This is a genomic window from Stenotrophomonas sp. ASS1 (genome assembly GCF_004346925.1).
GTDB classification, from domain to species: domain Bacteria; phylum Pseudomonadota; class Gammaproteobacteria; order Xanthomonadales; family Xanthomonadaceae; genus Stenotrophomonas; species Stenotrophomonas maltophilia_A.
On sequence record NZ_CP031167.1, the window covers coordinates 351,112 to 377,776 of the forward strand.

The 26,665-nt window shown below is 66.7% G+C and carries 27 protein-coding genes; 12 read left to right on the forward strand and 15 right to left on the reverse strand.

All coding sequences use genetic code 11. The features are described 5' to 3' along the window. Positions 1–20: 20 nt before the first annotated feature. Positions 21–239, reverse strand: coding sequence for a twin transmembrane helix small protein (locus MG068_RS01605; RefSeq protein WP_010484233.1), 219 nt, complete (start codon positions 237–239; stop codon positions 21–23). Between the two features lie 57 nt (positions 240–296). Here MG068_RS01605 and MG068_RS01610 point away from each other — a divergent pair, with 57 nt between their 5' ends. From MG068_RS01610 to MG068_RS01635, 6 genes are all read left to right on the forward strand, one after another. After that, on the forward strand, positions 297–1,013 hold the full coding sequence (locus tag MG068_RS01610) for an SURF1 family protein (RefSeq protein WP_132808921.1): 717 nt from the start codon (positions 297–299) through the stop codon (positions 1,011–1,013). 109 nt (positions 1,014–1,122) lie between these two features. Further along, on the forward strand, positions 1,123–1,692 hold the full coding sequence (locus MG068_RS01615; protein ID WP_032129724.1) for a hypothetical protein: 570 nt from the start codon (positions 1,123–1,125) through the stop codon (positions 1,690–1,692). Positions 1,693–1,702: 10 nt separating this feature from the next. Next, positions 1,703–2,866, forward strand: a complete 1,164-nt coding sequence (locus MG068_RS01620; protein ID WP_032129725.1) for a COX15/CtaA family protein — start codon at positions 1,703–1,705, stop codon at positions 2,864–2,866. Positions 2,867–2,870: 4 nt separating this feature from the next. Beyond that, positions 2,871–3,764: a heme o synthase gene (gene cyoE / locus MG068_RS01625; protein ID WP_010484229.1), complete on the forward strand. Its 894-nt coding sequence runs from the start codon at positions 2,871–2,873 to the stop codon at positions 3,762–3,764. Positions 3,765–3,910: 146 nt separating this feature from the next. Further along, a complete protein-coding gene (locus tag MG068_RS01630; protein ID WP_049461906.1) occupies positions 3,911–4,717 on the forward strand; it encodes a hypothetical protein in 807 nt (268 codons plus the stop codon). Positions 4,718–5,394: 677 nt separating this feature from the next. Next, positions 5,395–6,138 (forward strand): hypothetical protein, encoded by a 744-nt coding sequence (locus MG068_RS01635; protein WP_132808923.1) that lies wholly within the window; start codon positions 5,395–5,397, stop codon positions 6,136–6,138. Between the two features lie 117 nt (positions 6,139–6,255). Here the strand turns inward: MG068_RS01635 and MG068_RS01640 are convergent, their stop codons facing one another. The 6 genes from MG068_RS01640 to rpsU all read right to left on the reverse strand — a co-directional run bounded on the left by MG068_RS01640 (position 6,256) and on the right by rpsU (position 11,406). Continuing rightward, on the reverse strand, positions 6,256–7,227 hold the full coding sequence (locus tag MG068_RS01640; protein WP_019662218.1) for a bile acid:sodium symporter family protein: 972 nt from the start codon (positions 7,225–7,227) through the stop codon (positions 6,256–6,258). Positions 7,228–7,258: 31 nt separating this feature from the next. Beyond that, positions 7,259–7,759: a protein tyrosine phosphatase family protein gene (locus MG068_RS01645; protein WP_132808925.1), complete on the reverse strand. Its 501-nt coding sequence runs from the start codon at positions 7,757–7,759 to the stop codon at positions 7,259–7,261. A 27-nt stretch (positions 7,760–7,786) separates the two neighbouring features. Beyond that, on the reverse strand, positions 7,787–9,526 hold the full coding sequence (dnaG, locus tag MG068_RS01650; protein ID WP_132808927.1) for a DNA primase: 1,740 nt from the start codon (positions 9,524–9,526) through the stop codon (positions 7,787–7,789). A gap of 61 nt (positions 9,527–9,587) precedes the next feature. Beyond that, positions 9,588–10,508: a YihY/virulence factor BrkB family protein gene (locus MG068_RS01655; protein WP_132808928.1), complete on the reverse strand. Its 921-nt coding sequence runs from the start codon at positions 10,506–10,508 to the stop codon at positions 9,588–9,590. A 105-nt stretch (positions 10,509–10,613) separates the two neighbouring features. After that, entirely contained in the window at positions 10,614–11,057 is a 444-nt protein-coding gene (locus MG068_RS01660) for a GatB/YqeY domain-containing protein (protein WP_005415013.1), read from the reverse strand. A 133-nt stretch (positions 11,058–11,190) separates the two neighbouring features. Next, positions 11,191–11,406: a 30S ribosomal protein S21 gene (gene rpsU, locus MG068_RS01665; RefSeq protein WP_002808376.1), complete on the reverse strand. Its 216-nt coding sequence runs from the start codon at positions 11,404–11,406 to the stop codon at positions 11,191–11,193. Between the two features lie 166 nt (positions 11,407–11,572). Here rpsU and tsaD point away from each other — a divergent pair, with 166 nt between their 5' ends. Continuing rightward, entirely contained in the window at positions 11,573–12,598 is a 1,026-nt protein-coding gene (gene tsaD, locus MG068_RS01670; protein WP_072169028.1) for a tRNA (adenosine(37)-N6)-threonylcarbamoyltransferase complex transferase subunit TsaD, read from the forward strand. 142 nt (positions 12,599–12,740) lie between these two features. Here the strand turns inward: tsaD and MG068_RS01675 are convergent, their stop codons facing one another. Continuing rightward, entirely contained in the window at positions 12,741–13,406 is a 666-nt protein-coding gene (locus MG068_RS01675; protein ID WP_132808930.1) for a hypothetical protein, read from the reverse strand. A 360-nt stretch (positions 13,407–13,766) separates the two neighbouring features. Between MG068_RS01675 and folB the strand changes: the two genes are divergently transcribed. The 4 genes from folB (at position 13,767) to MG068_RS01695 (ending at position 18,431) form a co-directional block, all read left to right on the forward strand. Next, complete coding sequence (gene folB / locus MG068_RS01680) at positions 13,767–14,120, forward strand: dihydroneopterin aldolase (RefSeq protein ID WP_025878255.1); 354 nt, start codon at positions 13,767–13,769, stop codon at positions 14,118–14,120. Positions 14,121–14,182: 62 nt separating this feature from the next. Beyond that, a complete protein-coding gene (locus MG068_RS01685; protein ID WP_049461899.1) occupies positions 14,183–15,454 on the forward strand; it encodes a mechanosensitive ion channel family protein in 1,272 nt (423 codons plus the stop codon). Between the two features lie 128 nt (positions 15,455–15,582). Continuing rightward, positions 15,583–17,757 (forward strand): glycoside hydrolase family 3 N-terminal domain-containing protein, encoded by a 2,175-nt coding sequence (locus MG068_RS01690; protein WP_132808932.1) that lies wholly within the window; start codon positions 15,583–15,585, stop codon positions 17,755–17,757. Between the two features lie 131 nt (positions 17,758–17,888). Then, positions 17,889–18,431, forward strand: a complete 543-nt coding sequence (locus MG068_RS01695) for a hypothetical protein (RefSeq protein WP_132808934.1) — start codon at positions 17,889–17,891, stop codon at positions 18,429–18,431. 70 nt (positions 18,432–18,501) lie between these two features. Here the strand turns inward: MG068_RS01695 and MG068_RS01700 are convergent, their stop codons facing one another. Beyond that, positions 18,502–19,671: a PQQ-dependent sugar dehydrogenase gene (locus MG068_RS01700; RefSeq protein ID WP_132808935.1), complete on the reverse strand. Its 1,170-nt coding sequence runs from the start codon at positions 19,669–19,671 to the stop codon at positions 18,502–18,504. Positions 19,672–19,839: 168 nt separating this feature from the next. Here MG068_RS01700 and yiaA point away from each other — a divergent pair, with 168 nt between their 5' ends. Then, complete coding sequence (gene yiaA / locus MG068_RS01705) at positions 19,840–20,292, forward strand: inner membrane protein YiaA (RefSeq protein WP_132808937.1); 453 nt, start codon at positions 19,840–19,842, stop codon at positions 20,290–20,292. Positions 20,293–20,344: 52 nt separating this feature from the next. Here the strand turns inward: yiaA and MG068_RS01710 are convergent, their stop codons facing one another. From MG068_RS01710 to MG068_RS01735, 6 genes are all read right to left on the reverse strand, one after another. Then, positions 20,345–20,674, reverse strand: coding sequence for a hypothetical protein (locus MG068_RS01710; protein WP_087921301.1), 330 nt, complete (start codon positions 20,672–20,674; stop codon positions 20,345–20,347). 110 nt (positions 20,675–20,784) lie between these two features. Further along, positions 20,785–22,086 carry an APC family permease gene (locus MG068_RS01715; protein ID WP_132808939.1) on the reverse strand — a complete coding sequence of 434 codons (1,302 nt, stop codon included), beginning with the start codon at positions 22,084–22,086 and terminating at the stop codon, positions 20,785–20,787. Continuing rightward, positions 22,083–22,844, reverse strand: a complete 762-nt coding sequence (locus tag MG068_RS01720) for a L,D-transpeptidase family protein (RefSeq protein ID WP_132808941.1) — start codon at positions 22,842–22,844, stop codon at positions 22,083–22,085. The genes MG068_RS01715 and MG068_RS01720 overlap by 4 nt, the downstream gene beginning before the upstream one ends. A gap of 15 nt (positions 22,845–22,859) precedes the next feature. Next, positions 22,860–23,708, reverse strand: coding sequence for a MurR/RpiR family transcriptional regulator (locus MG068_RS01725; RefSeq protein WP_132808943.1), 849 nt, complete (start codon positions 23,706–23,708; stop codon positions 22,860–22,862). Between the two features lie 421 nt (positions 23,709–24,129). Further along, the gene (locus MG068_RS01730) at positions 24,130–25,224 is read right to left on the reverse strand and encodes a dipeptide epimerase (protein WP_012478950.1); all 1,095 of its coding nucleotides are present in this window, start codon (positions 25,222–25,224) and stop codon (positions 24,130–24,132) included. Continuing rightward, a complete protein-coding gene (locus MG068_RS01735) occupies positions 25,225–26,661 on the reverse strand; it encodes a C40 family peptidase (RefSeq protein WP_132808944.1) in 1,437 nt (478 codons plus the stop codon). It abuts the gene before it with no gap. Positions 26,662–26,665: the final 4 nt, after the last annotated feature.

Here is a 26,665-nt window from a genome sequence, read left to right on the forward strand (position 1 = left end):
CCGCGCACGTATCGGTGGCCTCAGCCGCCGATGCCGTGCGGTTTGATCCAGCCCATGTAGATGCTCACGATCACCAGTACGATCAAGGCCACCGACACCCCGATGCGGCGTGTCAGTGCGTTGACCGTGCGCTTGGTCTGGCCGCGGTCGACCAGCAGGTAATACAGGCCGGCGCCCAGATTCCAGACGATGACGATCAGAAACGCGATTACCAGCAGGGTCTTCAGCGAATCACTCATGCGCGGCTCGAGGGCAGGGTGGATGCGCCTATCTGACCGCGTTTGCGCGGACTTGTCATGATGCGCCAGCACACGCGCGTGATCGGCTGGCTGTTGGCGCTGCTGGCGATGGCTGCTTTCACCGCGTTGGGGCTGTGGCAGCTGCAGCGCATGCATGCCAAACAGGCAATGTTGGATGCACAAGGTCCAGCCGTGGCACAGGCGCTGCCACTGGCGCAGGCTCTGGCGGCGCCCGGCGCGTTGCACGGCGTGGCCGACCACGGCCGCTTCCTGCCCGGCGTGGTGCTGCTGGACAACCAGACCCGGCATGGTCGCGCCGGGGTGAAGATCTATCGTCCGTTCCGCAGTGACGGAGGCAGCGTGCTGCTGGTCGACCTCGGCTGGCGCGCGCTGCCGCCGGATCGCACGCTGCCGGATGTGCCGGCGCCGCCTTCGCCGGTGGCGGTGCGTGGGTTGTTGGCGCCGCCGCCGTCGGCGGGACTGGCACTGGGCGCGGCGTTCTCCGCTACCGATGAAGCCGGGCGTTGGCTGGCCAGCCGTTTGCCCGCCGAAGGCCTGGCGCGCGCGCTGGGGCTGCAGGCGTTACCCGAACGCGTCCTGCGCCTGGACCCGGCACTGCCATTCGGCGACGAACGCGATCTGGACCTGCTGCCGAACACGCTGCCGCCGCAGCGTCACCTGGGCTACGCCGTGCAGTGGTTCGGCCTGGCCCTGACCGTGCTGGTGGTCGCGCTGGTGCTGGAGTGGCGCAGGAGACGTGCCGTGGCCCGGTAGTGCCGGCCGCTGGCCGGCATCCCCTCGGATTCCTGGATGCCGGCCAGCGGCGAGCACTACCGGGGCACCACACCCGCATCCCTTACCCAACCATGAGAAAATGCCCCGCATGAACACTGCTACGTCCCCGCAGGCGCGCGGCTCCGGCCGCCGGACCCTGGTGCTGCTGTTTGCCGTGTTCTTCGGGGCGATGGCACTGGCCGCCGTGCTGCGCTTCTCCGGCTGGCAACCGACCGGGCACCGCAATGCCGGCCAGCTGCTGAAGCCGCCGGTGGACCTGCGCCAGCAGGCGCCGACCCTGGCCAGCGGCCAGCCCTACGCCTGGAACCCCGAGGCCCGTACCTGGCGCCTGCTGGTGGCGCCGGCCGGTGCCTGCGACGCGCAGTGCGTCACTTTGTCGCAGGGACTGGGCAAGGTGTGGCAGCTGTTCGGCCATAACGCCGATAATGTCGAAATCCTGTGGCTGGGAACGCCACCGGCGTCGATCGCCTCGCTGCCCGCGCTGCGGCCGCTGGCTCCGTCGCCAGCACTGCGCGCGGCCCTGCCCGGCGTCGACGATCCGGCTGGCCTGCCGGTCTACGTGATCGATCCGAACGGCTTCGTGATCATGCGTCATGCCCCGGGCACCGACCTGGGTGGCCTGCGCAAGGACATGGCCACGTTGCTGAAACTGAAGTGAGTCCCGTTTGATGAGCCTTTCCGCGCGTCCGGCGCTGCACCGCAATTTCCACCGCCTGGCGTGGTTCGCCATGATCATGACCGCGAGCACGATCATGTTCGGCGCGTTCGTGCGCCTGTCCGATGCCGGCCTGAGCTGCCCGGACTGGCCGACCTGCTATGGCCAGGCCACCTGGCCGCAGCACGTGGAAGAGACCATCGGCCACCCGGCGGCGGAGATCCGCCCGCTGGAGACCCACAAGGCCTGGCGTGAGCAGGTGCACCGCTTCCTGGCTGGCGCGCTGGGCATCGAGATCCTGACCCTGGCCCTGTTGGCCACGCGCAAGCGGCGATTCGGAAGCACGGCGGTGGTGACCGCCTGCGTGCTGGTGGCGGCCGGCATACCGCTGTACATGATGGGCTGGCATGGCACGGCCAGCGTGCTGGCGTTGATCGGTGAGGCGATCCTGCTGATCGCCGCGCTGCGCTGGAGCAACATCGACCTGGCGCGCGCTGCATTGCTGACCCTGGCGGTGGTGATCTTCCAGGCCTTGCTGGGCATGTGGACGGTGACCCTGCTGCTCAAACCCATCGTAGTGATGGGCCATCTGCTCGGTGGCATGCTGATGTTCGGCCTGCTGGTGTGGATGGCCTGGCGCGCGACGCACATGCCGATCACCCTGGCCGAGGCGCCGAAGCTGAAGTGGCTGCTGCGCATCGGCGTAGCGGTGCTGGTCACCCAGATCGCGCTGGGGGGCTGGGTCAGCGCCAATTACGCGGCGCTGGCCTGCGGCGGTGGCAGCGCCTCGCTGGACAACTTCCCGCGCTGCGCCAACCAGTGGTGGCCGCAGCACAACTTCGTCGAAGGCTTCACCCTGTGGCGTGGCATCGGCGTGGACTACGAAGGCGGCGTGCTGGATGGCGCCTCGCGTATCGCCATCCAGATGGCGCACCGCCTGTTCGCGGTGGTGGTGGCTGTCTACCTGCTGTGGCTGGGCGTGCGCCTGTTCCGGTTGCCGAGCATGCGTGGCTGGGCCAGCGCGTTGATCGCGCTGCTGGTGCTGCAGGTCACCCTCGGCATCCTCAATGTGAAGCTGGCGCTGCCGCTGGAAGTGGCGGTGGCCCACAACGGCGTGGCCGTTGCCCTGTTGTTCGTGCTGGTCAGCCTGCTGGCCCGCCTGCGTGCCCCGGACTGATTCCATGTTTTCCAATTACCGCCAGTACTGGGACCTGACCAAGCCCAAGGTCGTTGCCCTCATTGTCTTCACCGCCCTGGTCGGCATGGTCCTGGCCATCCCCGGCGTGCCCAGCTGGGAGCAGGTGCGCGCAGGCGTGCTCGGCTTCCTCGGTATCTGGCTGGCCGCTTCGGCCGCCGCGGCGATCAACCAGCTGCTGGATGCGCACATCGATGCGCAGATGGCGCGCACATCGTGGCGTCCGCTGGTGGTGGGCAAGGTCAAGCCGTGGCAGGTGCTGGTGTTCGCCGGCGTGCTGATCGTGTTGTCGATGGTCATCCTGGTGCTGTGGGTGAACCTGATCACCGCCGTGCTGACCTTCGCCTCGCTGATCGGCTACGCGGTGATCTACACCGTGTACCTCAAGCGTGCGACCTCGCAGAACATCGTCATCGGTGGCCTGGCCGGCGCGATGCCGCCGATGCTGGGCTGGGCTGCGGTGACCGGCATGCAGGGTTCGTCGGACTGGGCGTACTCGTCGCTGCTGGTGCTGATCATCTTCATCTGGACGCCGCCGCACTTCTGGGCGCTGGCGATCTTCCGCCGCGAGGATTACGCCAAGGCGGAAATTCCGATGCTGCCGGTGACCCACGGCGTGGTGCACACCCGCAAGCAGATCATGGTGTATTCGGTGGTGCTGGCGCTGGTCTGCCTGCTGCCGTACCTGGTGGGCATGAGCGGTGCGTTCTACCTGGGCGGCGCGATCGTGCTCAATGCGGTGTTCCTCTGGTACGCCTGGCGCATGCTCAATCCGCCGGACGAACTGTTCTCGATGAAGATGTTCTATTACTCCATCGTCTACCTGATGGCGCTGTTCGCCTTCCTGCTGGTGGACCACTGGATCCTGCCCTGGTTGTGAGGGGCTGCCCTTTGTAGAGTCGAGCCACGCTCGACTCAGGCCCGGTCTGATGGCGGGAGCATCCACGCACGGCGTGGATCTACTTGAACCGCGGTTGCTGCGTCGCCATTGCTGTTCCTGACCGCAAAGGAAAGGAAGGCGCAGGGATGCATTCGATCTTCCGTTGGACCACCGCGCTGCTGCTGGCGCTGGGTGTGGCCCTCACCGCGCATGCCGATGACACCGCCGCGCAGATCCGCCAGCATGCCGGTGAGCACCGCCTGCTGGTACTGGGCGAATTCCACGGCACCCGCGAGACCCCGTTGCTGGTACGCCAGCTGGTGGACGACTACAGCCGCAACGGCCCGGTCCTGCTGGCGCTGGAACTGCCACGCGCCGAGAACCCTGTGCTGCGCGACTATCTGGAATCCGATGGCGGGGCCAGGGCGCGCCGGCACCTGCACGGCCGCGCGTTCTGGACCGTGCGCGATGACCAGCATGATGGTCGCCGCAGCCGCGACATGCTGGCGATGATCGAAGGCCTCCGTGTGCTGAAGGCGCAGGGGCGCGTGATCGAAGTGGTTGGCTATGACGTCAATGCCAGCAGTGGCGGCAACCAGGCGCGCGATGACTTCATGGCAGCCGAATTGCGACGGCTCTATCGAGGGTTGCCAGACAATGCACGCATGCTGGTGCTGACGGGCAATGTCCACGCCATGCTGCGGCGGCCGGAAGGTATGCCGCCGGAAATGCAGAGGCAGCCGATGGCCTCCCAGCTGCGGGACCTGGATATCTACAGCGTGCGGTTGGGTGCGCTGCGTGGCCAGGCGTGGGCGTGCGCGGACCGTTGCATGGCGCGGCCACTTCCAGAGCAGGTGGCCACGGCGCCGCGGGTCGATGCCGATGCGAAACGGCCGTACGACCTGTGGGTGTGGATGCCGGAGTTGAGCGTCGGCACGCTGGTGGGCCCGTAACGGCAGGCAACCCATCCACGCATGGCGTTGATCTACTGGTGGTTCACGCCATCGGTGGGAGTAGAGCCACGCCATGCGTGGATGGGCTCTCACGGAACCCGGCGCAGCCAGTGTCGGGTTTCGCCCGGGAGGGCTGCAACTGCGCCCATCGACCAAGCCGTCGCGCTGTAGGGTTTTGCCGCGCTGTCAGCTTCCTGCACGCAAGGCGTCACAGATACCGACTGTTCCACCAGACCGGATCATCAACAGTAGATACACAGGTATTGCGGGATGACTCGCAATTCTGTGGAGCAATCAATGAGATGTCATGTTTCTCTGCCCATCGTTCTGTGTGCCGCGCTTACCAGCCTGGCTGGCAATGCGGCAGCAGAAATAAAAGCACTGAGTCGGGCCAACTGCATTGGATTCATCAACGAATCCGTGACCTATGAACGGCCCCAGTTTCGCAATTTTCAGGGGTCGGCCGTAACCAGGCACGTTCCCCTCGGGAACATTGAGCCGAAGCATGCTTTCGGTGCGCCTAACAATGGACTGTACTCCTGGCGATTTTACGCAGGCGATGGCAGTGATCCAGAACGAATGGTTGTTCACGGATATCACACATGGGTGCTGGGCGGACGCGTATTTACGCAACCCATGAGTGCGGTCGATTGCCAGCTTTCGGAGTGGTGAGCATCATGAAGATTCTTTGCTTTATCGCATTCTCGCTGGCCATGTCGATGTCAGCTCAAGCATCCCAGAATGAACCTGCTCCCGATGCGGTAGGGAGCTGGCTACACCAACGCGCCATGCAGGCTGCAATGCAGGAGGCCTCGGCAATGGGAAGATCGTCCGCCAGCGTGGGCAGCTACCAGATGGTGAAACTGGCAGACCTTGATGCCCCCCGAGAAGTGAAGCAGCAGCTTCGCGATGACATCGAACGATCCAACGGTGTCGTGCGGGTTGCAGCAGGGAGCATCCCAACGCAGGCCGAAATGCTGGCTGCCGTGCCGCGGACTCACCGCTCAACTCCAGAACTACGCCAGCGCCTGCCGCAGCCCCCCAGCAGGCTGGAAAGCAGCCTGCTGGGCGCAGCCGAGATGATTGGCATGGAGCCCAGTGGTGCGTTGGAGGGTGGAAAGTCCTCGGGCTTGAGCCGTTTCTACCGGCTGGAGGGTGTCGGCATCGTGGAGTTCAGCGAGAACAACTTCCTCGCTGCGGGCATGCAGATCGAGGTCATCGCGGAGGCGCAGAACACCGTGGTGGACGGCAAGCCCGCTCACCTCGGGAAGGTTGTGGATAGTGTCGGCCGTACTCGGGTTGAGCTTGCCTGGACGGGAGACAGCAAGACCTACAGTCTGACCGTCACGGGCGAGCCGGGCAGCGACGTGGAGCGCAACGCCCGAGTGCTGCACGACATCGCCGCGGCCATCGTGGATTAGCGGCGGCGTATGCGTCATCCACGCATGGCGTGGATCTACTGCGGGTTCACGCCATCCGCGGTTTGGTAGATCCACGCCGCGCGTGGATGGGCTCTCTACAAAAACCCGCGCGCCCAATCAGGGCGCGCGCTTCGCATACCGCTGCGCGATCACACCGCAGACGATCAGCTGGATCTGGTGGTAGATCATCACCGGCAGCACGATCGCGCCGAGACTGCCGCCGGCGAACAGCACCTTGGCGATCGGCACGCCGGTGGCCAGGCTCTTCTTCGAACCGCAGAACACGATGGCGATCTCGTCCTCGCGGTTGAAGCGCAGGCGACGCGCGATGAAGGTGATCAGCGGCATCGCGATGCCCAGCAGCACGGCGGCCACGACCGCCACGGCCAGCAGCGAGAGCAGCGGCGTTTTGCTCCACAGGCCCTCGGTGACGGCTTCGCCGAACGCCGAATACACCACCAGCAGGATCGTGCCCTGGTCGGTGTAGCGCAGCAGCGCGCGCTGCTTCTCCACCCAGCCGGCAATCCACGGCCGCAGCAGGTGGCCGGCCACGAACGGCACCAGCAGCTGCAGCATGATGCCGCCGATCGCGTGCAGTGGGTCATGCACGCCGCCGGAGGTGCCGGCCAGCGCGGTCAGCAGCAGCGGGGTCAGGAACACGCCGAGGATGCTCGACAGTGAGGCACTGCACACCGCTGCCGGCACGTTGCCGCGGGCCATCGAGGTGAACGCGATGGACGACTGCACGGTGGAGGGCAGGGTGCACAGGAACAGCACGCCCAGATACAGCTCCGGAGTCAGCAGCCAGCCCGACAGTGGCTTGAACATCAGCCCCAGCAGCGGGAACAGGAGGAAGGTGCAGGCCAGGATGGTCAGGTGCAGCCGCCAGTGCAGCATGCCGCCGATGATCGACTCGCGCGGCAGGCGCGCACCATGCAGGAAGAACAGCGCGGCGATGGCGACGGTGGTGACATCGTCGAGCACGATGGCGGCGGCACCCTTCATCGGCAGCAGCGAGGCCAGGCCGACGGTGCACAGCAGGGCGAGGGTGAAGTTGTCCGGTCGCAGGCGCGACCACCAGCGGGTCATGGTGGGCAGAGTCCTTGGTGCGGAGGGTGGTTCAGGGCGAGATGACCGGTGTGGCCAGGCGCTGGCGGGTGGCGGCTTCCAGCGACTTCAGGCCGGCGCGCTGGCCGAGCTGAAGCGCCTGCTCCGGGCTGGCATGCTCATAGCGGGCATTGACCAGGCCGAGCACGGCACCAGCGCGGTTGCCGGAGGCGCAGTGCAGCAGCACCGGCCCCTGGCTCTGCTGCAGGGCCTGGTGCACGGCGCGTACATTGGCCGCATCCAGGCCCTCGGCGCCGGCCACCGGAATGCGTACGTAGCGCAGGCCCAGCGATTCGGCCGCGTGGATTTCATCGAAGCCCCGGTCCTCGCCAGGCTGGCGCAGGTCGATCACCGTGCGCACGCCCTGCGCGGCGAGGGCCTGCAGCTGTGCGGCGCTGGGCTGGCCACCGGCATACAGGCCGGGGCGGACTTCGTTGAGCGGTGCATCTGCGGCCAGGGCCGCCAGCGGCAGGCAGAGCGACAACAACAGCAGGCAGGTCAGGCGCAGCAGCATGGTCCTCTCCGTGAAAACGTTCTGCCGCTACAGGCGCAGTCCGGCGCGCGCCTTCAGCAGCTCGCGCAGTTCGTATTTGTCAGTATCGTCCAGGCCCTGCTGACGCTGCTTTGCCAACAACTCCTCCAGACGTTGCACCAGCAGCTGTTTCTCCAGCTGGGCCACCGCGTCGTGCAGTTCCTGGGTCCAGCTGGCTTCGGTGCCAGGCAGTGTCTGCGCCGCCAGTGTGTGCAGCGACGCCTGTTCCTCACGCCCGTCGAAGTGTTCCAGCAGGGCGCCGGTGCTGATGTCCGGGCGCTGTTCGACCAGCCCCAGCAGCTCCAACAGCAGTTCCACACCGGGCAGGCGCAGGCCCTGGAAGTGATGCTGGCCGCCCAGCGTCAGCGCCAGCGACGGCTGCTGCAGCAGCACGGCGATCGCGCCGCGCACCAGACTGCGCTTGGCCACGGGCTGGATCGTCCGCTGCGGCTGCCGTTGCGGCATCGGCGCGCGCGTGACCTGGGCAGTACCGCCCAGGCCGGTCAGCTGCGCCAGCTGCTGCTTCATCAGGTCGCCGAAGGCACCGTCGGGAATCTGCGCCAGCATCGGCTTGGCCCGCTCGGCCAGGCGTGCCTTGCCGTCCAGCGTGCCCAGGTTGATCTCGCGGGTCAGTTCATCGAAGAAGAACTGCGACAGCGGCGTGGCCTGCTTCAGGCGCTCGTTGAAGGCCTCGGCGCCTTCCTTGCGCACGATGGTGTCGGGGTCCTCGCCATCGGGCAGGAACAGGAAGAAGGCCTGGCGGCCATCCTTCATGCGCGGCAGCACCGACTCCAGCGCCTTCCAGCCGGCGCGGCGGCCGGCGGCGTCGCCGTCGAAGCAGAAGAACACATCCGGTGCGTTGCGGAACAGCAGCTCGGCATGGTCCGGCGTGGTCGCGGTGCCCAGTGTTGCCACCGCCTGGGTGACCCCGAACTGGAACAGCGAGACCACGTCCATGTAGCCCTCGACCACGATCAGCCGCTCGATCTTCTGGTTGGCCTGGCGCACCTGCCACAGGCCGTACAGCTCGCGGCCTTTGTGGAACAGCGCGGTCTCGGGCGAGTTGAGGTACTTGGGGCCGTCGTCCTTCTCGAACACGCGGCCGCCGAAGGCGATGACCCGGCCGCGGCGGTCGAAGATCGGGAACATCACCCGGTCGCGGAACTTGTCGTAGACGTGACCGCGATCGTTCTTGGAGAACAGGCCGGCGCGGTCGAGCAGCTTCATCCGCCGCTCGTCCTTGCCCAACGCATCGCGCAGGCCGCTGTAGCCATCCGGCGCGTAGCCGATCTGGAAGCGCGCGCGGTTCTCTTCATCCACGCCGCGGCCATCCAGGTAGCTGCGGGCCTTGTCGCTGCCCTGCAGGTTGCTCTGGAAAAACTTCGTGGCCGCCTCAAGCGCCGAGTACAGCTCGCGGCTGTCGTCCTGCTGCTGGGGGCTGCGCGGGTTCTCGCTGCGCGGCACTTCCATGGCTGCGCGCTTGGCCAGTTCATCCACCGCGTCGAGGAACTCGAGGCGGTCGTAGTTCATCAGGAAGCTGATCGCGGTGCCGTGCGCGCCACAGCCGAAGCAGTGATAGAACTGCTTGGTGGGCGAGACCGTGAACGACGCCGAGCGCTCGTCATGGAACGGGCAGCGGGCGGCGTACTCCTTGCCCTGGCGCTTCAACGGCACGCGGCTGCCCACCACCTCGACGATGTCGGTGCGGGCCAGCAGATCGTCGATGAAAGCGTCGGGGATACGGGCCATGGGCAACAGGGCAGGGCGCGGTACAGGACCACGCGACGGAACCGGGGGCGGTTGCCCTAGTTTACCCCCTGTCGGGCACCTGGCTGGCGGTGGCCGGATCGATGCCGGCGGCGGCCAGGTGATGGCGCGCGCGCAGGCGCTCATCGATCACCGCGGTCATCAGCGCGCCAACGAAGAAGACCACGGTCGCGTAGTAGATCCAGACCAGTGAGATCACCAGCGCGCCCATCGAGCCGTAGGCACTGCCGGGGGCCACGGTGGCGATGTAGACGCCGATGCCGTAGCGGCCCAGTGCGAACAGTGCCGAGGTGATGACGCCGCCGATGAAGGCCTGGCGCCACGCCACGCGGCGGTCGGGCAGGTAGTGGTACATGAAGGCGAACCCCACCGCGTACAGCAGCAGGCTGGTGACGTACCCTAACGCGGGGAGGATCGAGGGCAGTTGCGCGAAGGCCACCTGCAGTACCGTGGTGGCAGTCATCGACAGGATCAGCAGGAAGCCCAGGGCCAGCACCACGCCGAACGAGAACACACGCTTGCGCAGCCATGCCTTGATGCCCTCCAGGCGCACGCCACTGGTGCGGAAGATCAGGTTGAGCGCGTTCTGCAGCTGCGCGAACACGGCGGTGGCGCCGACGAACAGCAGCAGCGTGCTCCACAGCCCCGCCAACGAGCCGACGTCGGGCTGGTTGTCGGCGTTCTTCAGGACGGTTTCGGCCACCGTAGCCGCGCTGCTGCCAGCCACCGAGCTGATCTGGTCGATCAGCGCCTGCTGTGCCGGCGGGTACAGCGAAGCGGTCAACCACAGCAGCAGCACCAGCAACGGCGCCATCGACAGCAGCGCGTAGAAGGAGACGGAAGCTGCTTGGGTCAGCACGTCGACGTCGATGAAGCGCTTGGCCACCGCCATCGGGAAGCTGTCCTGCAGGCGCTTGATGTACTTGTGCAGTGACACGGGAACGTTGGGCTCGGGTTCAACCATGTGTGCGGTTGTAGCAGGCGACCGACGAAGGTGCGGTGAAGCGAGTGCATCAATGGGGTCAGAGCCCTTCCGCGTCGCGGAAGGGATCCGACCCCAAGTGCTGGATTACGCCAGCTGCTGCTTGACCAGCTTGGACACCAGGCCCATGTCGGCCTGGCCGGCGAGCTTGGGCTTCAGTGCGCCCATCAGCTTGCCCATGTCGGCCGGGCCGGAGGCGCCGGTTTCGGCGATGGCGGCCTGGATGGCGGCCACGATCTCGGCTTCGCCCATCTTGGCCGGCAGGTAGGCTTCGATGACCACGATCTCGGCGCGCTCGATCTCGGCCAGGTCCTCGCGGTTGGCGGCCTCGTACTGGCTGACCGAGTCCTTGCGCTGCTTGACCATCTTGTCGAGCACGGCGATCACGGCGGTGTCATCCAGTTCGATGCGCTCGTCCACTTCACGCTGCTTGATGGCGGCATTGATCAGGCGGATCACGCCCAGCTTGTGCTTCTCGCCCGCCTTCATGGCGGCCTTCATGTCTTCGGTGAGCTGCTGCTTCATGCTCATGAGGAACCTCGTGGTGGTAGGTGGGGCGGGGCGGATGCCCGAACCCGGAAACGCAAAAAGCCGGCGACGCTCGCGCGTGCCGGCTTCGGCTCCATCGCGACGGGCAGGCCCGCCGCAATGAAGATGCGTCCGATCAGTACAGGCGCTGACGCTTGGTGACGTCGCGCGACGAGCGGCGCAGCTGACGCTTCACAGCAGCGGCGGCCTTGCGCTTGCGCTCCTGGGTCGGCTTTTCGTAGAACTCGCGCTTGCGGGTTTCGGCCAGCACACCGGCCTTTTCGCAAGTGCGCTTGAAGCGGCGAAGAGCAAACTCGAAGGGCTCGTTCTCGCGGACTTTGACGCTGGGCATGGAATCTCCGGGACACAGTAGAACCGGGTCACGCCCGGCGAGCCGCACATTATAGCGGCGAATAGACAAACTGCAAGCGACCAACCCTGAATACGGGCCGGCGGTTCGAAAGCAGTGAGATCTGCACGTCCCCCGAGGGGGCGGCAGGGGCGTCATAATAGCAGGCATGCGAGTCCTTGGCATCGAATCTTCCTGTGATGAGACCGGCGTGGCGGTGTATGACACCGACCTGGCCGGCAGCGCGGCCCTGCGCGCCCATGCGGTCTACAGCCAGATCGCCCTGCACGCCGAATACGGTGGTGTGGTGCCCGAACTGGCCAGCCGCGACCACGTCCGCAAGCTGCTGCCGCTGGTGCGCCAGACCTTGGCCGACGCCGGTCTGGGCGTAGGTGATATCGACGGCGTGGCCTATACGGCCGGTCCCGGTCTGGTCGGCGCACTGCTGGTCGGCGCGGGCGTGGCGCGGTCGCTGGCCTGGGCGCTGGAGGTGCCGGCGGTGGGCGTACACCATATGGAAGGCCACCTGCTGGCCCCGCTGATGGAGGACGACCCGCCGGAAGCGCCGTTCGTGGCGCTGCTGGTGTCCGGTGGCCATACCCAGCTGGTGGCGGTGGACGCGATCGGCCAGTACCGCCTGCTGGGCGAGACCCTGGACGACGCGGCCGGCGAGGCCTTCGACAAGACCGCCAAGCTGATGGGCCTGCCGTACCCGGGTGGCCCGCAGCTGGCCAGGCTGGCCGAGCAGGGCACGCCGGGCGTGTACCGCTTCGCGCGACCGATGACCGACCGCCCGGGGCTGGATTTCAGCTTCTCCGGCCTGAAGACCCAGGTCCTGATGGCCTGGCGCGACAGTGACCAGAGCGAGCAGACCCGTGCCGACATCGCCCGGGGCTTTGAGGACGCGGTGGTCGAGACCCTGTCAATCAAGTGCGAGCGCGCGCTGGAAGCGGCCGGGACCAACGTGATCGTGGTTGCCGGCGGTGTAGGTGCCAACAAGCGCCTGCGCGCCCGCCTGCAGCAGATGGCCGAGCGTCTCGGCGGCCGTGCCTGCTTCCCGCGGCCGGCACTGTGCACCGACAACGGCGCGATGATCGCCTTCGCCGGCGCGCTGCGGCTGCAGGCCGGCCAGCACAGCCCGCCGAAGGTGGACGTCACCCCCCGCTGGGACATGGCGACCCTGCCGGCGGTGTGAGCCCCCGGCCGCGCGAACCGCTCGATCGGCGTTTGTAGAGTCGAGCTTGCTCGACTGGGCGCAATGACGAACACAGAGCAGTCGAGCAAGCTCGACTCTACAGGCAGGCCTCCGTAGCGCCGGGCCACGTCCGGCGAACGTATTACCGGCGCACTGCCAACGGCGACGCCGCCAATACCGTTGTCGCCCGCTCATGGCGCTGCAGCCAGCCCAGCGTATGCGGGCAGCGGGCGTGGATCAGCCGTCCGATCGCCGCCAGGTCGGCACCGATGTCGCGTTCCAGGATGGGTTCGTGGTGCGCGATGCGGTTGCGCAGGTGGCGAATGCGTCCGATGTCAGCGTGGATGGCTTTTCTGATGACGCTGGGATGAGCTGAGGGTGCATGCCGCAGAACTCCATTGAGTGCGGGTATCCACAGCGTGTCGTCGAAGCGACAGGTGAAAAGCTGCTGCCAGAACACCATCGGCAGCTTGGCGACGATTTCGGGTGTATCGGTCGTGCGGCCAGCAACCTGTTCCAGTGCTGCACGTGCGGAAGTACAGGACGAGGTTGGCAGCCTGCGTCGGAAGGCATCATTCCAAGGCCAACGCGGGCCATGATGCTGGGCGAGCACGGTAGCAGCGGCGTTACGGGTGACCACTTCGCACAGATGGACCGGCATCATCAGTGCACCGCACATCCGCATGTTCCAGAGGTACAGGGATTCGGCCGTGACGTCGGGGCTGCAGGTCGATGCGATTCTCTCGTAAGTAGACAGACGCTCCGCTGACAACGCACGCCGCAGTACATCGTGTGGAGCCATCGTCATGTGCGGTGGTGAAGGAGGGATCGATGTTCGCGAGAGTGGGCGGCGGCCACCATCAGGGAACGTCGTTGTCTGCGCGGCTGATTCTCTGCGTTTGACCTCGGACGACTACCTGACCTGCCCTGTCGGAATTGGCCTTGACCGGTGATCTCGTCTTTACCTAATCTGCGTGCCTGCGCCACCGGGACCCGCGGCTGTTCAACAGCTCCCCCCGGGGACAAACGGTAGTACCAAAGGGCCCTGCTAGCGGGGTCCTTTGTCTTTTCTGGAGCCGCGCCCCTGCCGGCCACTCACCGCCCGTTCCGGGCAGGCTCACCGTCGTGCCGTTACCATGGCCCCCTGTATTCGGGCTGGTTAAGCGCAATGGACAAGGTTTTCATCGAGGGGCTGACGATCGACGCCCTGATCGGTATCTACGATTGGGAACGACGGATCCGCCAGGACCTGGTGTTCGACCTGGAGATGGGCTTCGACAACCGTCGTCCGGCGGCCTCCGACGACATCGCCCACACCCTGAACTACAAGGCGGTCAGCAAGCGCCTGGAGCAGTTCGTGCGCGAGTCGGAATTCGGCCTGGTCGAAACCCTGGCCGAGCGCTGCGCACAGATCGTGCTGGACGAATTCGACGTGAAGTGGCTGCGCCTGAAACTGAGCAAGCCGGGCGCGGTGCGTGGCGCGCGCGCGGTGGGCGTGATCATCGAGCGCTCGCGGGACTGATCCGGTAGTGCCGGCCGCTGGCCGGCACCCCCAACAACAACGACAACGCAAGGAGACAACTGATGGTGGACGCGGTGGTGGCGGTACAGTGGCTGGAAAAGCTGCAGAACACACTGGAACCCTATCCCGGCGCCTACCTGGCGTTGATGATCTCGGCGCTGCTGATCGCTGCGGGCTTGGCCAACTGGGTTACCAAGCGCATCCTGGTGCGTGGCCTGCGGCGCCTGCTGCAGCGCCTGCCAGGTGCCGAGTCCGGGCGCGGCAGCCATCTGATGCGGGTCATCTCGCGCCTGTCCAACGTGGTGCCCAGCCAGGTGATCGCCTCGGGCATCACCCTCATTCCCGACCTGCCACCCGGCCTGGTCAACGTCATCATCAAGCTGTGCATCGTATGGGCCGTGCTGACGGTGTCGATGGCGTTCTCGCATGCGCTGGACGCGGCCAACAGCCTGTACGAACGCAAGCCCGATGCGCGCAACAAGCCGATCAAGGGCTACCTGCAGGTGGTCAAGATCGTGGTGTTCGTGGCCGCCGGCCTGTCCATCATCGCCACGCTGCTGGGGGTGAAACTGGGGCCGTTGGTGACCGGCCTGGGGGCGGCCACGGCGGTGCTGATGCTGATTTTCCAGGACACCATCCTGTCGCTGGTGGCCAGCGTGCAGATCAGTGGCGATGGCCGTGTGCGCATCGGCGACTGGATCGAAATGCCCAGCCAGAACGCCGACGGTGACGTCATCGATATCGCGCTGCACACCGTCACCGTGCAGAACTTCGATAAGACCATCACCACCATTCCGACCAAGAAGCTGGTGACCGAGTCGTTCAAGAACTGGCGCGGCATGCAGGAGGCCGGTGGCCGCCGCATCAAGCGCGCGCTGTACCTGGACCAGCACAGCGTCGGCTTCCTGGACGAAGGCGACTTGGCCTTCCTCGGCCAGTTCGCGCTGCTGCGTGATTACCTGCAGGAGAAGGAGCAGGAGCTTGGCCAGTGGAACGGGCGCCTGCGCGAGCAGGGCGTGGCCGAGGTCAACAGCCGCCGGGTGACCAACCTGGGTACCTTCCGGGCCTATGTGGAGCGTTACCTGCGCAGCCACCCGGGCATCCATACCGACATGACCCTGCTGGTACGCCAGCTGCAGCCGACCACCGAAGGCCTGCCGCTGGAGCTGTACTGCTTCACCCGCAGCACCGCCTGGGGCGAGTACGAGGCGGTGCAGTCGGACATCTTCGACCACCTGCTGGCGATCCTGCCGGCCTTCGGCCTGCGGGTATTCCAGGCCTCCAGCGACGCCATGTTGATGGCCGGGCAGCGCCAGCTGGCCGGCTCGGAGTAAGCTGCGGTGCCCCCGGCGGGGCCATACGGACCCCGCTGGTGGCTGAAACTGAATGAACAAACCCCTCGCCAAATCGCCCGGGATCGCTAGAATGCCGGGCTTGTAAACGTTTTCATCAAGGACTGCCGGTGGCCTCCGATCGCATCGAATCCCTCATTGCCCAGATGACCGTCGAGGAAAAGGTCGGCCAGCTGGGTGTCTTCGCGGACATGGTCCGCCCGTTCGCCCCGGACGTGAACCCGGAAGCCAACGTGCGCAATGCCGACCAGGTGCTGCAGCAGGTGCGCGAGGGCAAGGTCGGCTCGCTGTTCAATGGTGTGGGCGCCGAACTGGGCCGCCGGATCCAGCAGGTCGCCACCGAAGAGAGCCGCCTGGGCATCCCCGTGATCCTGGCGGCCGACGTCATCCACGGCATGCGTACCGTGTTCCCGATTCCGCTGGGCGAGGCCGCCAGCTTCGAGCCGGAGTTGGCCGAGCGCACCGCGCGCGCCACCGCCATCGAAGCGACGGCCGCTGGCCTGCACTGGACCTATGCGCCGGCCGTGGACATCGCCCGCGACCAGCGCTGGGGCCGTGGCGCCGAAGGTGCCGGTGAGGACGTGGTGCTGGGGTGTGCGTTCGCCGCCGCCCGCGTGCGTGGCTTCCAGGGCAGCGACCTGCGCGCCGCCGATTCGCTGCTGGCCACGCCGAAGCACTTCGCCGCCTACGGCGCGGTGATGGCGGGCATGGAATACAACATGGTGGACATCTCGCCGCAGACCCTGCGTGACGTGCATCTGCCGCCGTTCAAGGCCGCCTTCGATGCGGGCGCGATCACCGTGATGTCCTCGTTCAACGACATCAACGGCGTGCCGGCCAGTGCCAATGCCGAACTGCTGACCGACATCCTGCGCGGTGAGTGGAAGTTCCCGGGCGTGGTGATCTCCGACTACACCGCCGACATGGAACTGGTCGCGCACGGCTATGCCGCCGATGACCGCGATGCCACCGCCAAGGCGTTCACCGCCGGCCTGGACCTGAGCATGCAGAGCGGCTTCTACGCCGAGCACCTGCCGGGCCTGGTCGAGAGCGGCGAGGTGCCGATGGCGGTGCTGGATGAAGGCGTGCGCCGCATCCTGTGGCTGAAGGAAACCATCGGCCTGTTCGACGACCCGTACCGTTCGCTGGACCCGGCGCGCGAAGCCGATACCTCGCACATTGCCGCACATGACGCGCTGTCGCGCGATGCCGCGCGCCGTTCGATCGTGCTGCTGAACAACCGTGAAAACGTGCTGCCGCTGCAGAAGACCGGGCAGAAGATCGCGCTGATCGGCCCGTTCGTGCAGGACCGCGAGAACATTGAAGGCTGCTGGACGCTGTTCGGCGACAAGCAGCGCTACGTGGACCTGGAAACCGGCGTTCGCGCCGCCATCGGCGATGACGCGCTGCTGGAAATCGTGCCGGGCTGCGAACTGGAAGTGGCCATCCCTGGTGGCACCGAAGCGGCCGTGGCCGCCGCGCTGCGCGCCGACGTGGTGGTGCTGGCGCTGGGCGAGCCGCAGCGTTACAGCGGCGAAGCGCAGTCGCGCGTGGAAATCACCCTGCCGCCGGCACAGCAGGCGCTGGCCGAAGCGGTGGCGATGACCGGCAAGCCGCTGGTGGTGTTGCTGCGCAATGGCCGCGCGCTGGCGCTGCAGGGCGCGGTGCGCAATGCACAGGCCGTGGCGGTGACCTGGTACCTGGGCACCCAGACCGGCCATGCCGTGGCCGATGTGCTGTTCGGTGACTACAGCCCGTCCGGCCGCCTGCCGGTCAGCTTCCCGCAGGTGTCCGGCCAGCAGCCGTACTTCTACAATCACCCGCGCACCGGCCGCCCGGAACTGCCGACCATGTCGGAGTTCAAGGCCCGCTGGCGCGAGATTCCGAACGAGCCGCTGTACCCGTTCGGGCATGGTATCGGCTACACCACCTTCGCCTACGGTGCGCCGCAGCTGAGTGCGGCGCAGCTTGGCTGGGACGACAGCCTGACCATCACCACCACGCTCACCAACAGCGGCGACGTGGCCGGCGAGGAAGTGGTGCAGCTGTACATCCACGACCGCGTGGCCAGCCGCGTGCGTCCGGTGCGCGAACTGAAGGACTTCCGCAAGGTGGCGCTGCAGCCGGGCGAGTCGACCGAAGTGGTGTTCACCCTGACCCGCGAGCAGCTGGCGTTCACCGGCCGCGACGGCGTGCTGCGTGCCGAGCCGGGCCAGTTCGACCTGTGGGTCTGCGCCTCGTCGGCAGCAGGCGAAGCCGTGCAGTTCGAGCTGCTGAAGGCCTGATCGAGAAAAAGGGGACGGAGGGGATTAAGTCGTTTGTGCCACTAACGACTTAATCCCCTCCGTCCCCTTTTTTGTTGTCCTCACTGGGGCGGCGCTACCATCGGTGTTCTTGAACCGATGGATGCCCGCGCATGCGCACGATCGCTGTGTTGATTCCCGCCCTGTTGCTGGCGGCCTGTTCGCAGCCGGCACCGCCGGCCGAGCCTGCGGTGGACGCACCGCCGCCGATGGAGGCCAGTGTTGCGGCGACGCCTGCGGCTGAACCGGCGAAGGCTGCTGCCGAGCCGGCCGGCGCCGCACCGACGGATGCGCCCGCGGAAGACGCGCGTGCACGCATTGAGACGCTGCTCGGCGACGCCGCGCAGTACGAGAAGGTGTTCAACGCGTTCAAGTCCGCGGTGGTCGGCGGTGATCGCGCTGCGGTGGTGGAGGAAGTGCGCTTCCCGCTGAATATCGCTAACGGAAGGAAGATCACCGGCCCCGGTGAGTTCCAGCGCAACTACGAGAAGATCATCACCCCGGCGGTGGTCAAGGCGGTGTCCGAACAGGACTTCGGCAAGGTCTTCGTCAATCAGCAGGGTGTGATGATCGGCGATGGCCAGGTGTGGTTGAACGGGCAGTGCCTGGACCAGGCCTGCACGAAGACCGAGGTGAAGGTCATCACCATTCAATGAACGCAGACGGCCCCGCGTGCGGGGCCGTTGCGGGAAAACGTGCCGGCCAGCGGCCGGCACTACCATCCTGTCAGGTTTTCGGGGTGAGCTTCAGCAGGCGCGCCTTGTTGCCGTCCTCCAGCAGCCACAGTGCGCCATCCGGGCCCTGTTCCACTTCGCGGATGCGCTCGCCCATGTTGAAGCGTTCGGCTTCGCGCGCGCTGTCGCCGTCGAAGGCCACGCGCACCAGCGAGGTGGAGGACAGGCCGCCGATGAAGCCGCTGCCCTTCCACTGCGGGAACAGGTTGCCGCTGTAGATCACGAAGCCGGCCGGCGAGATCACCGGCGTCCAGGTCACCTTCGGCGCGGCGAATTCCGGGCGGGTGCTGTGGTCGGGAATCGGCCGGCCGTCGTAATGGTCACCATTGGAAACGATCGGGTAGCCGTAGTTGGCGCCGCGCACGATCAGGTTCAGCTCGTCACCGCCGGCCGGGCCCATCTCGTGTGCCCACAGCTTGCCGTTGGCATCGAAGGCCATGCCGAGGATGTTGCGGTGGCCCAGTGACCACACCTGCGCGGCCACGCCGCCCTGCGAGGCGAACGGGTTGTCGGCAGGCAGGCTGCCATCATCGTTGAGGCGGATGATCTTGCCGAGGTTGCCGCCCATGTCCTGCGCCGGATCGAACTTCTGGCGCTCGCTGGAGCTGATCCACAGCTTGCCGTCCGGGCCGAAAGCAAGGCGATGCCCGTAGTGGCCTTCACCACTCACCTTCGGGCTCTGTCGCCAGATCACCTTCAGGTCCTTCAGCTGGCCGGCACCGTTGGCATCCAGCGCCAGCGTGGCACGGGCCACGGCAGCGCCGCGGGTGTCCAGCGTGCCTTCCTCGGCATAGCTGAGGTAGATCACGTGGTTGCTGGCGAATTGCGGGTGCAGGATCACGTCACCGAAGCCGCCCTGGCCGCCGTAAGCGACCTTCGGAACGCCGGTAATCTCATGCTTCTGGCCGCTGGCCAGGTCCAGGTGCTGCAGCTTGCCGCGCTTTTCAGTGACCAGCAGGCTGCCGTCCGGCAGGAAGGTCATCGCCCACGGCTGGTCGAAGCGGCTGATTTCGGTGGCGGTGAACGGGCGCTGGTCGGCAGTGGTGGAGGCTGCGGGCGCTGCGGTCTGGGCGCCGTTGGCGGCCGGGTCGGCGGCATTGCAGGCGGAGGTGGCAAGGATCGGCACCAGGCCGAGGGCGAGCAGCAGGGGCGTGCGGGTCATGGGTATCTCCAGTGCGGGGATGCGGATGGCCGGGCTGTCCCTTGTATACCACTGGCGTCGTGAGCGTCGTGGCCCGAAGGTCCTGCGACCCCTGTGCGAGCGCGGCGGGATCGTCTAGGGTGGGCACGCCCGGGCAAAGCGTGCCCGTCTGCCTGCCAAGGATCTGCAATGAACACTGCCATGCCCCACAAGCCCTCCACCGCCTTCATCGCCGCCTCATGGGTGGCCCTGCTGCTGGGTGCGGCGGCCTACCTGATCGGTCTGTTCAACGCCACGATGGCGCTCAACGAAAAGGGCTACTACCTGACCCTGCTGCTGTTCGGCCTGTTCGCGGCGGTGTCGCTGCAGAAGAGCGTGCGTGACCGCGTCGAGGGCATCCCGGTGAGTGGCCTGTACTACGCGCTGTGCTGGTTCGCACTGTTGTCGGCGTTGATGCTGCTGCTGGTTGGCCTGTGGAATGCCACGCTGGCACCGAGCGAGAAGGGTTTCTACGGCATGGCGTATGCACTGTCGCTGTTCGGCGCGGTGGCGGTGCAGAAGAACACCCGCGACCTGATCGCCGCCGGTGGCGGTGAAAGCAAGCGCAGCACGGCCGTGCCGCCGCTGCCGGAACAGGAATGATGCAGCAATGGTGGCGCCGGGCCATGCCCGGCGTTGCCGCATAACGGGTCCGTCAGGGGCCGCGTGCCAGGCGCGGTTCCACCTGCTGCGCTTCCTCCCAGCCACGGCGCACGGCACTGCGTGCCTGCGCCCATTCCAGCCGGCTGCGGCCACGCTCGCTGGCCCAGCGCGACTCCAGTTCAGCTTCGACCTGTTCGTAGGCGCGGATCATGTCCTGCGCACGCGCGGCATGGCCGATGCGGTAGGCCGGTTCATAGTCCTCGAAGAACAGCTGATCGTCGTAGTACGGCTCGGCGGTGTAGCGCTCGCGCCAGTAGTTGCTGACCGCGTCACGCGGTGTGCTGTCGTCCGGTACGCGGCCGGGGATCTGGTACTCGGTCATGGAAGGGCTCCGTTGTGGACGAAGCCTGATCATGTCTGCGTGGCGGTTAACGGCCCGGTCCGGCAGCGTGATCGCCAGATCAATCCGCCGGGCATGGCCCGGCGCTCCGCTCACCCGGCGTCGGCATCCTTGCGCGGCAGCTTGTAGATCACCGCGCCGATGGCAAACGCGACCAGTGCGGCGGCGATGTTCTGCCAGCTGGCACTGGCGAACAGCGCAACGCACAGCAGCAGCGCCAGCACCGGAATCAGCGGGCCACCGGGCAGCTTCAATGCACCGGGGCGGTCGGCGTAGAGCTTGGCCAGTACCAGCACTGCCGCGGCAGTACCGATGTAGGCGAACAGGCGCGTGGTCATCGACAGCAGCGCCAGCTGCACGAACGAACCGGACAGGGCCAGGCCGAGTGCGATCAGACCCTGGCACAGGATCGACGCGGCCGGCGTGTGGAAGCGCGGATGCACCTGGGCCAGGATCTTCGGGCCGTAGCCATCGCGGGCCAGCGCGAACAGGAAGCGCGGGCCCATCATCATCGTGTTGCTGTTGGTGCCGAGGATGGAGATGGTCGCGCCGATGGTCAGGATCAGCGCCAGTGCCTCGCCACCGAAGCCGGCGGCGGCATCGGCCAGCGGCGTGGCCGAGCTGGCCAGGCCGGCCAGCGTGCCCTGCGCCACCACCTGCACCGCGCCGTAGATGACGGTGACGGTGATGATCATGGTGATCAGGGCGAATGGAATATCGCGGCGCGGATTACGGTACTCGCCGGCGGCGGCCGGGATGTTCTCGAAACCCGCGTAGGCATACAGCAGCAGCAAGGCGGCTTCGCCCATGCGCTGCAGGTCATGCGGGTCCGGGCGCTGGCCGGAGAAGGCCAGCTGCGGATCGATGTAGAACGCACCGATGGCCACGAACAGCAGCAGCGGCAGCATCTTGCCGATCACCAGCACCACGCCGGTGCGCGCGGCCGAGCGCACGCCGATGATGTTGACGCCGGTCAGGAAGCCCAGCGACACCACGATCACCGCGATGCGCCCCATGCCGGCACCGGCCCACGGCCAGAAACGCGCGACGGCATCGGCCAGCGCGTTGCTGAGTGCGGCCGCCGAGCTGATGCGGGTCAGCCAGATCATCCAGCCGATCTCGAACCCGGCGAAGCGCCCGAACGCCTCGCGTGCATACAGGTAGCTGCCACCGGGCTCGTCGAAATAGCTGGCGGCCTGCGCGTAGCACAGCACCAGCAGGGCGACCACGATGCCGGCGGCGACCACGCCCCACAGGCTGAAGGGGCCGAGCAGGGCGACGGTGGCGGCCGGCAGCAGGTAGATGCCGCTGCCGATCACATCGTTGATCGACAAGCCGACGATCTGCCAGCGGCTGACCGCGCGCTGCAGCTGCGGTTCGTCCTGCGCGCTCAACGGGCGTCTCCACGCAGTGCGGGCAGTTGCCACTGGGCCTGCAGGCGCGTGTACTCGGCGCGCGGCAGCAGCACGAAGCGCGGCGCATCCTGCGGCCGCAACCAGTCCAGCAGGGCCTGCATGCGGGCCTGCGGCATGGCGGTGCAGCCAGCCGTGGCCTCGCCGGGCTGGCGCCACAGGTGGGCGAAGATGCAGCTGCCCTTGCCGGGCTGGTTATCCGGGTTGTGGGCGATGACGAAGCCTTCCCGGTAGCGCACGTCGCCCTTGTTGTGCAGGTCCAGCCGCATCGGCTCGGTGGAGCCCTTGACCGCTGCACTGCCGACCTTCTTTTCATCCACGATGCGGTTGTAGAACGGAGAGCCGGGCACATCCATGCAGTAGCTGCTGTCCAGCATCGGCTGGTAGGGCATGGCCGTGCCGGGGCGTGTAACGGCATAGCCGAACGCGCTGCCCAGCGCGAACACGCCGGCCGGGCTGCGGCCATCGCCTTCCTGCTTCTGCGGGCCGTCGGCCTGTGCCGGATGCAGGCCCAGGCCCCAGGCGCTGCCGGTACGGCCGAGCGCCACCGGGAACGCCTGTCCATGCGCGTGCCAGCCCTTGCCATCGCGCACATAGGCCTGCAGCTGGCCCTCGGTGCTGTCCCAGCCATCGCTGGTGACCACGATCAGCTGGCGCGCACCATCCAGCGGCGCCGCGTATACGGACACCGCTGCAGCAAGCAGCAGCGCAGCGGTAGCGAGGCGAACCAGCGATCTCATCAACAGGTGCTCCGGTCAGGAATCCAGCAGGTGGTCGATCCGCTCCAGGTTCACCGCGAGCTGCTGCTGGCGATCCGGATTGGCGTGGCAGAGCAGCACGAACAGGAAATCGAGCAGCGCGTGCATGGCGCTACGGTACAGCAGCTGCGCGACCTGCGGCGTGCGGTCGTGCGCACACACCACCAGCGTTGCATCCGCATGCGCGCGCAGCGGGTTGGCGGTGTGGCGGGTGATGGAAATCACCTTGCCACCCATGTCCTGGAACTGGCGCGACAGCTGCGAAAGCTGGGGCAGGTTGCCGAACTCGGAGAACATCAACAGCACGTCACCCGGGCGTGCCGCCGACAGGTTGGCCAGCATCAGGATCGGGTCGGTATGCGGCACCACCAGCAGGCCGAGCAGCGACAATCGCATGGCGAACTCACGCGCGTACAGGCCGTCATCACCCAGGCCGTACACGAACAGCTTCGGCGCGCCGTCGATCAGCTGCACGATGCGCTCGATTTCCCCGCGTGGATTGGCCTGGCGGGTTTCCTCCTCGGCTTGTGCCTTGCTGCGGCGCAGGGCCTCGCCCAACCGCAGGTAGTCGTCGCCGCTGTCGGGTTCGCTGGGCGCCTGTTGTGGATCGGCACCGGCGCGTGCCACATCCTGGCCGATCGAGTACTTCAGGTCCGGGTAGCCCTTGAAGCCGAGCTTCTGGCTGAATTTCACCACGCTGGACTGGCTGATGCCCAACGCGCTGGCCAGCTGCTGGGACGAGTAGTCGCGCAGCAGGTGTGCGTTGTCGAGGATGAAGTCGGCGATGCGGCGCTCGATGGCCGACATCTGCCCGCGCTCGGAACGGATCTTCAGCAGGGGCGGCATGCGGGGAGTCCGGGCAAGGATAGGCGCGTTGCGGTTGGCAGCGTAGAGCGTGTCATGGAATGGGCCGGGCGGGTGCCAGACGCGAGGGGGATACTGGGTAGAGCAGAAGCAGGAGCATCCACGCATGGCGTGAATCTACGGGGTGCAGTTGTTGCCTTTGACGTTGAGTCCGCCTTCAAGCGAGCCGAGCACCGCAGGTCCGGCGAGGGCGAAGAGGCGCGGGTGTCTGAGCGCAGCGAGTTCCGCGCCGTCCCTCGCCGGACCGAGGAGCGCAGGGCACCGGCGTGCGCAGCACGTCGGCTCGCGGCTGGCGGAGCGTTTCTTTTGGTTACTTTTCTTTTCGCGAAAAGAAAAGTAACGCCCGACCAAGCATCAGATACGCACGGCCCTTGTAGAGTCGAGCCATGCTCGACTGCGCGGTTCAACCCAGCATCTCCAACCCGCGCACTTCAGTGATACCCAGCCCCGGCACGTCGCTGATGCTGATCTCCGATTCGTTGAAATGCACGCCACCGCTGACCGGGTCGAACTGGCCCAGCGAGGGGCCGTCGAGGTCGACCTTGGTGATCACATCACTCTTGGCCACCGCGAGGTGCACAGCCGCAGCCACGCTGATGCTGGACTCGATCATGCAGCCGATCATGCACGGCACGCCGTAGATGCCGGCGATGTCGGCGATGCGGATCGCGTTGGACAGGCCGCCGGTCTTCATCAGCTTGATGTTGATGATGTCGGCTGCGCGCTGCTGGATCAGGTCCATCACCTGGCTCGGGCTGAACACGCTTTCGTCGGCCATCACCGGTGTGTTGACGCGGTCGGTGACGTACTTCAGGCCACTGATGTCGGCGGCCTTTACCGGCTGCTCCAGCAGTTCCAGCACCACGCCGGCTTCTTCCAGCGTGCGCATTGCGTGCACGGCCTGCTTGGCGGTCCAGCCCTGGTTGGCGTCCAGCCGAAGCAGGGCGCGGCCTTCCACGGCGGCGTGGATCGCCTTGACCCGTTCGATGTCCAGACCGATGTCCTTGCCGACCTTGATCTTCAGCGACTCGAAGCCGCGTTCGATCGCCGACAGCGAATCGGCCACCATCTTGTCGATGTAGTCCACGCTGATGGTAATGTCGGTGGTGATCACCGGGTCGCCGCCACCCAGCATCTGGTACAGCGGCGCGCCATGCAGCTGTGCCCACAGGTCGTACAGCGCGATCTCCACCGCGGCTTTGGCGCTGGTATTGCGCTCCATCGCGGTCTGCACCAGCGTGCACAGATGGTTGAGGTTGACCACGTCCTGGCCGATCAGGCGCGGTGCGATGAAGTGGCGGATCGCCTCGATGATCGAGCCGTGGGTATCACCGGTGATCACCGCGGTGGCCGGCGCTTCGCCGTAGCCGGTGTGGCCGGTGTCGGTGCGGATCAGCACCACTACGTCTTCCACGGTTTCCACCGTGCGCAGGGCGGTCTTGAACGGTGTTTTCAGCGGCACGCGCAGCATGCCCAGTTCGATGGCAGTGATCTTCATTCAGGGGGTCTTGGCACGCAGGCGTTGGATGTTGGTGATGCGGTCGATGTAGCGGACGCTGTCGCTGGCCATCATCGGCTCCAGCGGGGTGACCGAAACACCATTGAGATGGGCCTGCACACGCTTGCCGTCAGCACCGAACCAGCTGCCGCCCGCCGTATCGTGGATCACCCATGTGCGGCCGTCGACGTGGCCGATGGCCATCATCACGTGGCCGGGGATGTAGACCAGATCGCCCACCTGCAGATCGGTGACGGCGCGGTCGCGCACGGCCTTGCCGTCCTTGCCGGTGAACGGTACGCGGTCCAGCGCCGGACTGATCGCCTGAGCACTGGTATTGCGCGGTAGGAGCACGCCGAAGCTGCGGTAGATCTCGGAAACGAAACCGCTGCAGTCGCGGGTGTCGTAGTCGTGGCCCCAACCGTAGCGCTCGCCGAGGAACTTGAAGGCCTGCTGCAGCAGCAGGCGTGGGGTCAGCGGCAGGTAGTCGGCGGCGGTGTCCTGCGAGCGCGGCAGCAGCGCCGGCACCAGCTTCAACCGGCCATCGGCTTCGCGTACCGGCAACTGCACCACCCACGAGGCGTGCGCCTGCTGGCCGTTCACCGGCTCCGACGCCGGCCAGTCGGCCAGCACCGGCAGGCGCACGCCCATGTCCAGCTGCAGGCGCGAGACGCGCGGTTCTTCCGGGGTGTAGGCGGTCTGTGCGGTGGCGCCGGTGACGATCCGGTACGGTCCCTTCGCGCCGTAGCCGAGCACGGTGGCTTTGTCGCCGCTGGCGATGGCATCGGCCTCGATCCATGCGCTGTAGCGCTCGCTGTGCACGAACAGCCAGCGGCCGTCGGCGCTACGATGGACCACGGCAACCTTGTCGCCGGGGAACAGCGCCGATTCCTGGAAGCGATCGATGTCGGTGTCGCCGATGCTGCTGAAGACGCGCTCGCGGGTGGGGAAGGTACGCAGTGCCGCGCGCTTCACCACCAGCCCGTATTGCGGTGTCGTCTGCGCGGGAATGGACTGCAGGCCCAGATTGGCTTCGGTCGCGCTGCGCAGTGCCGTCGCAATGGCTTTGCCCTTGTCGTTGTACAGAGTGCGGGTGGGCCAGCTCGACAGCGAGGTGATGCTGGCGCGCACCGCCGCCGCATCAAGCTGCGCGGGCAGTGCGGCGATGTCCTGGATGTGGCTGTCCTGTGACCGCATCCGTGCGTTCTGTGCCTCGATCTGGCTGCGGTCCAGGATCGGCACATCGGCGTTGTCCAGGCGCGCGGCCCAGTACTGGGGGGTGAGGTAGGCCTCGTGCAGGCCGATCACATAGGGCAGCGGCGCGCCGGGATCAGGCCTCGGGGAAGCGAGTGCGAAGGCCGGTGCGGCCAGCAGGCACAGGGCCAGGGTCAAGCGGCGTGGCCAATGCCGATGCCGTTCGCGGGAAGCCAGGATCATGCGC

Coding starts and splice junctions, on each gene's coding strand:
- tsaD (WP_072169028.1), top strand. CDS start 11,573: ATGCGAGTCCTTGGCATCGAATCTTCCTGTGATGAGACCGGCGTGGCG.
- MG068_RS01730 (WP_012478950.1), bottom strand. CDS start 25,224: ATGAAGATCACTGCCATCGAACTGGGCATGCTGCGCGTGCCGCTGAAA.
- MG068_RS01695 (WP_132808934.1), top strand. CDS start 17,889: ATGCGCACGATCGCTGTGTTGATTCCCGCCCTGTTGCTGGCGGCCTGT.
- MG068_RS01620 (WP_032129725.1), top strand. CDS start 1,703: ATGAGCCTTTCCGCGCGTCCGGCGCTGCACCGCAATTTCCACCGCCTG.
- MG068_RS01710 (WP_087921301.1), bottom strand. CDS start 20,674: ATGACCGAGTACCAGATCCCCGGCCGCGTACCGGACGACAGCACACCG.
- MG068_RS01735 (WP_132808944.1), bottom strand. CDS start 26,661: ATGATCCTGGCTTCCCGCGAACGGCATCGGCATTGGCCACGCCGCTTG.
- MG068_RS01645 (WP_132808925.1), bottom strand. CDS start 7,759: ATGCTGCTGCGCCTGACCTGCCTGCTGTTGTTGTCGCTCTGCCTGCCG.
- MG068_RS01700 (WP_132808935.1), bottom strand. CDS start 19,671: ATGACCCGCACGCCCCTGCTGCTCGCCCTCGGCCTGGTGCCGATCCTT.
- MG068_RS01675 (WP_132808930.1), bottom strand. CDS start 13,406: ATGACGATGGCTCCACACGATGTACTGCGGCGTGCGTTGTCAGCGGAG.
- MG068_RS01660 (WP_005415013.1), bottom strand. CDS start 11,057: ATGAGCATGAAGCAGCAGCTCACCGAAGACATGAAGGCCGCCATGAAG.
- MG068_RS01635 (WP_132808923.1), top strand. CDS start 5,395: ATGAAGATTCTTTGCTTTATCGCATTCTCGCTGGCCATGTCGATGTCA.
- MG068_RS01640 (WP_019662218.1), bottom strand. CDS start 7,227: ATGACCCGCTGGTGGTCGCGCCTGCGACCGGACAACTTCACCCTCGCC.
- MG068_RS01720 (WP_132808941.1), bottom strand. CDS start 22,844: ATGAGATCGCTGGTTCGCCTCGCTACCGCTGCGCTGCTGCTTGCTGCA.
- MG068_RS01605 (WP_010484233.1), bottom strand. CDS start 239: ATGAGTGATTCGCTGAAGACCCTGCTGGTAATCGCGTTTCTGATCGTC.
- MG068_RS01655 (WP_132808928.1), bottom strand. CDS start 10,508: ATGGTTGAACCCGAGCCCAACGTTCCCGTGTCACTGCACAAGTACATC.
- MG068_RS01685 (WP_049461899.1), top strand. CDS start 14,183: ATGGTGGACGCGGTGGTGGCGGTACAGTGGCTGGAAAAGCTGCAGAAC.
- dnaG (WP_132808927.1), bottom strand. CDS start 9,526: ATGGCCCGTATCCCCGACGCTTTCATCGACGATCTGCTGGCCCGCACC.
- cyoE (WP_010484229.1), top strand. CDS start 2,871: ATGTTTTCCAATTACCGCCAGTACTGGGACCTGACCAAGCCCAAGGTC.
- MG068_RS01615 (WP_032129724.1), top strand. CDS start 1,123: ATGAACACTGCTACGTCCCCGCAGGCGCGCGGCTCCGGCCGCCGGACC.
- MG068_RS01725 (WP_132808943.1), bottom strand. CDS start 23,708: ATGCCGCCCCTGCTGAAGATCCGTTCCGAGCGCGGGCAGATGTCGGCC.
- yiaA (WP_132808937.1), top strand. CDS start 19,840: ATGAACACTGCCATGCCCCACAAGCCCTCCACCGCCTTCATCGCCGCC.
- rpsU (WP_002808376.1), bottom strand. CDS start 11,406: ATGCCCAGCGTCAAAGTCCGCGAGAACGAGCCCTTCGAGTTTGCTCTT.
- MG068_RS01630 (WP_049461906.1), top strand. CDS start 3,911: ATGCATTCGATCTTCCGTTGGACCACCGCGCTGCTGCTGGCGCTGGGT.
- MG068_RS01610 (WP_132808921.1), top strand. CDS start 297: ATGATGCGCCAGCACACGCGCGTGATCGGCTGGCTGTTGGCGCTGCTG.
- folB (WP_025878255.1), top strand. CDS start 13,767: ATGGACAAGGTTTTCATCGAGGGGCTGACGATCGACGCCCTGATCGGT.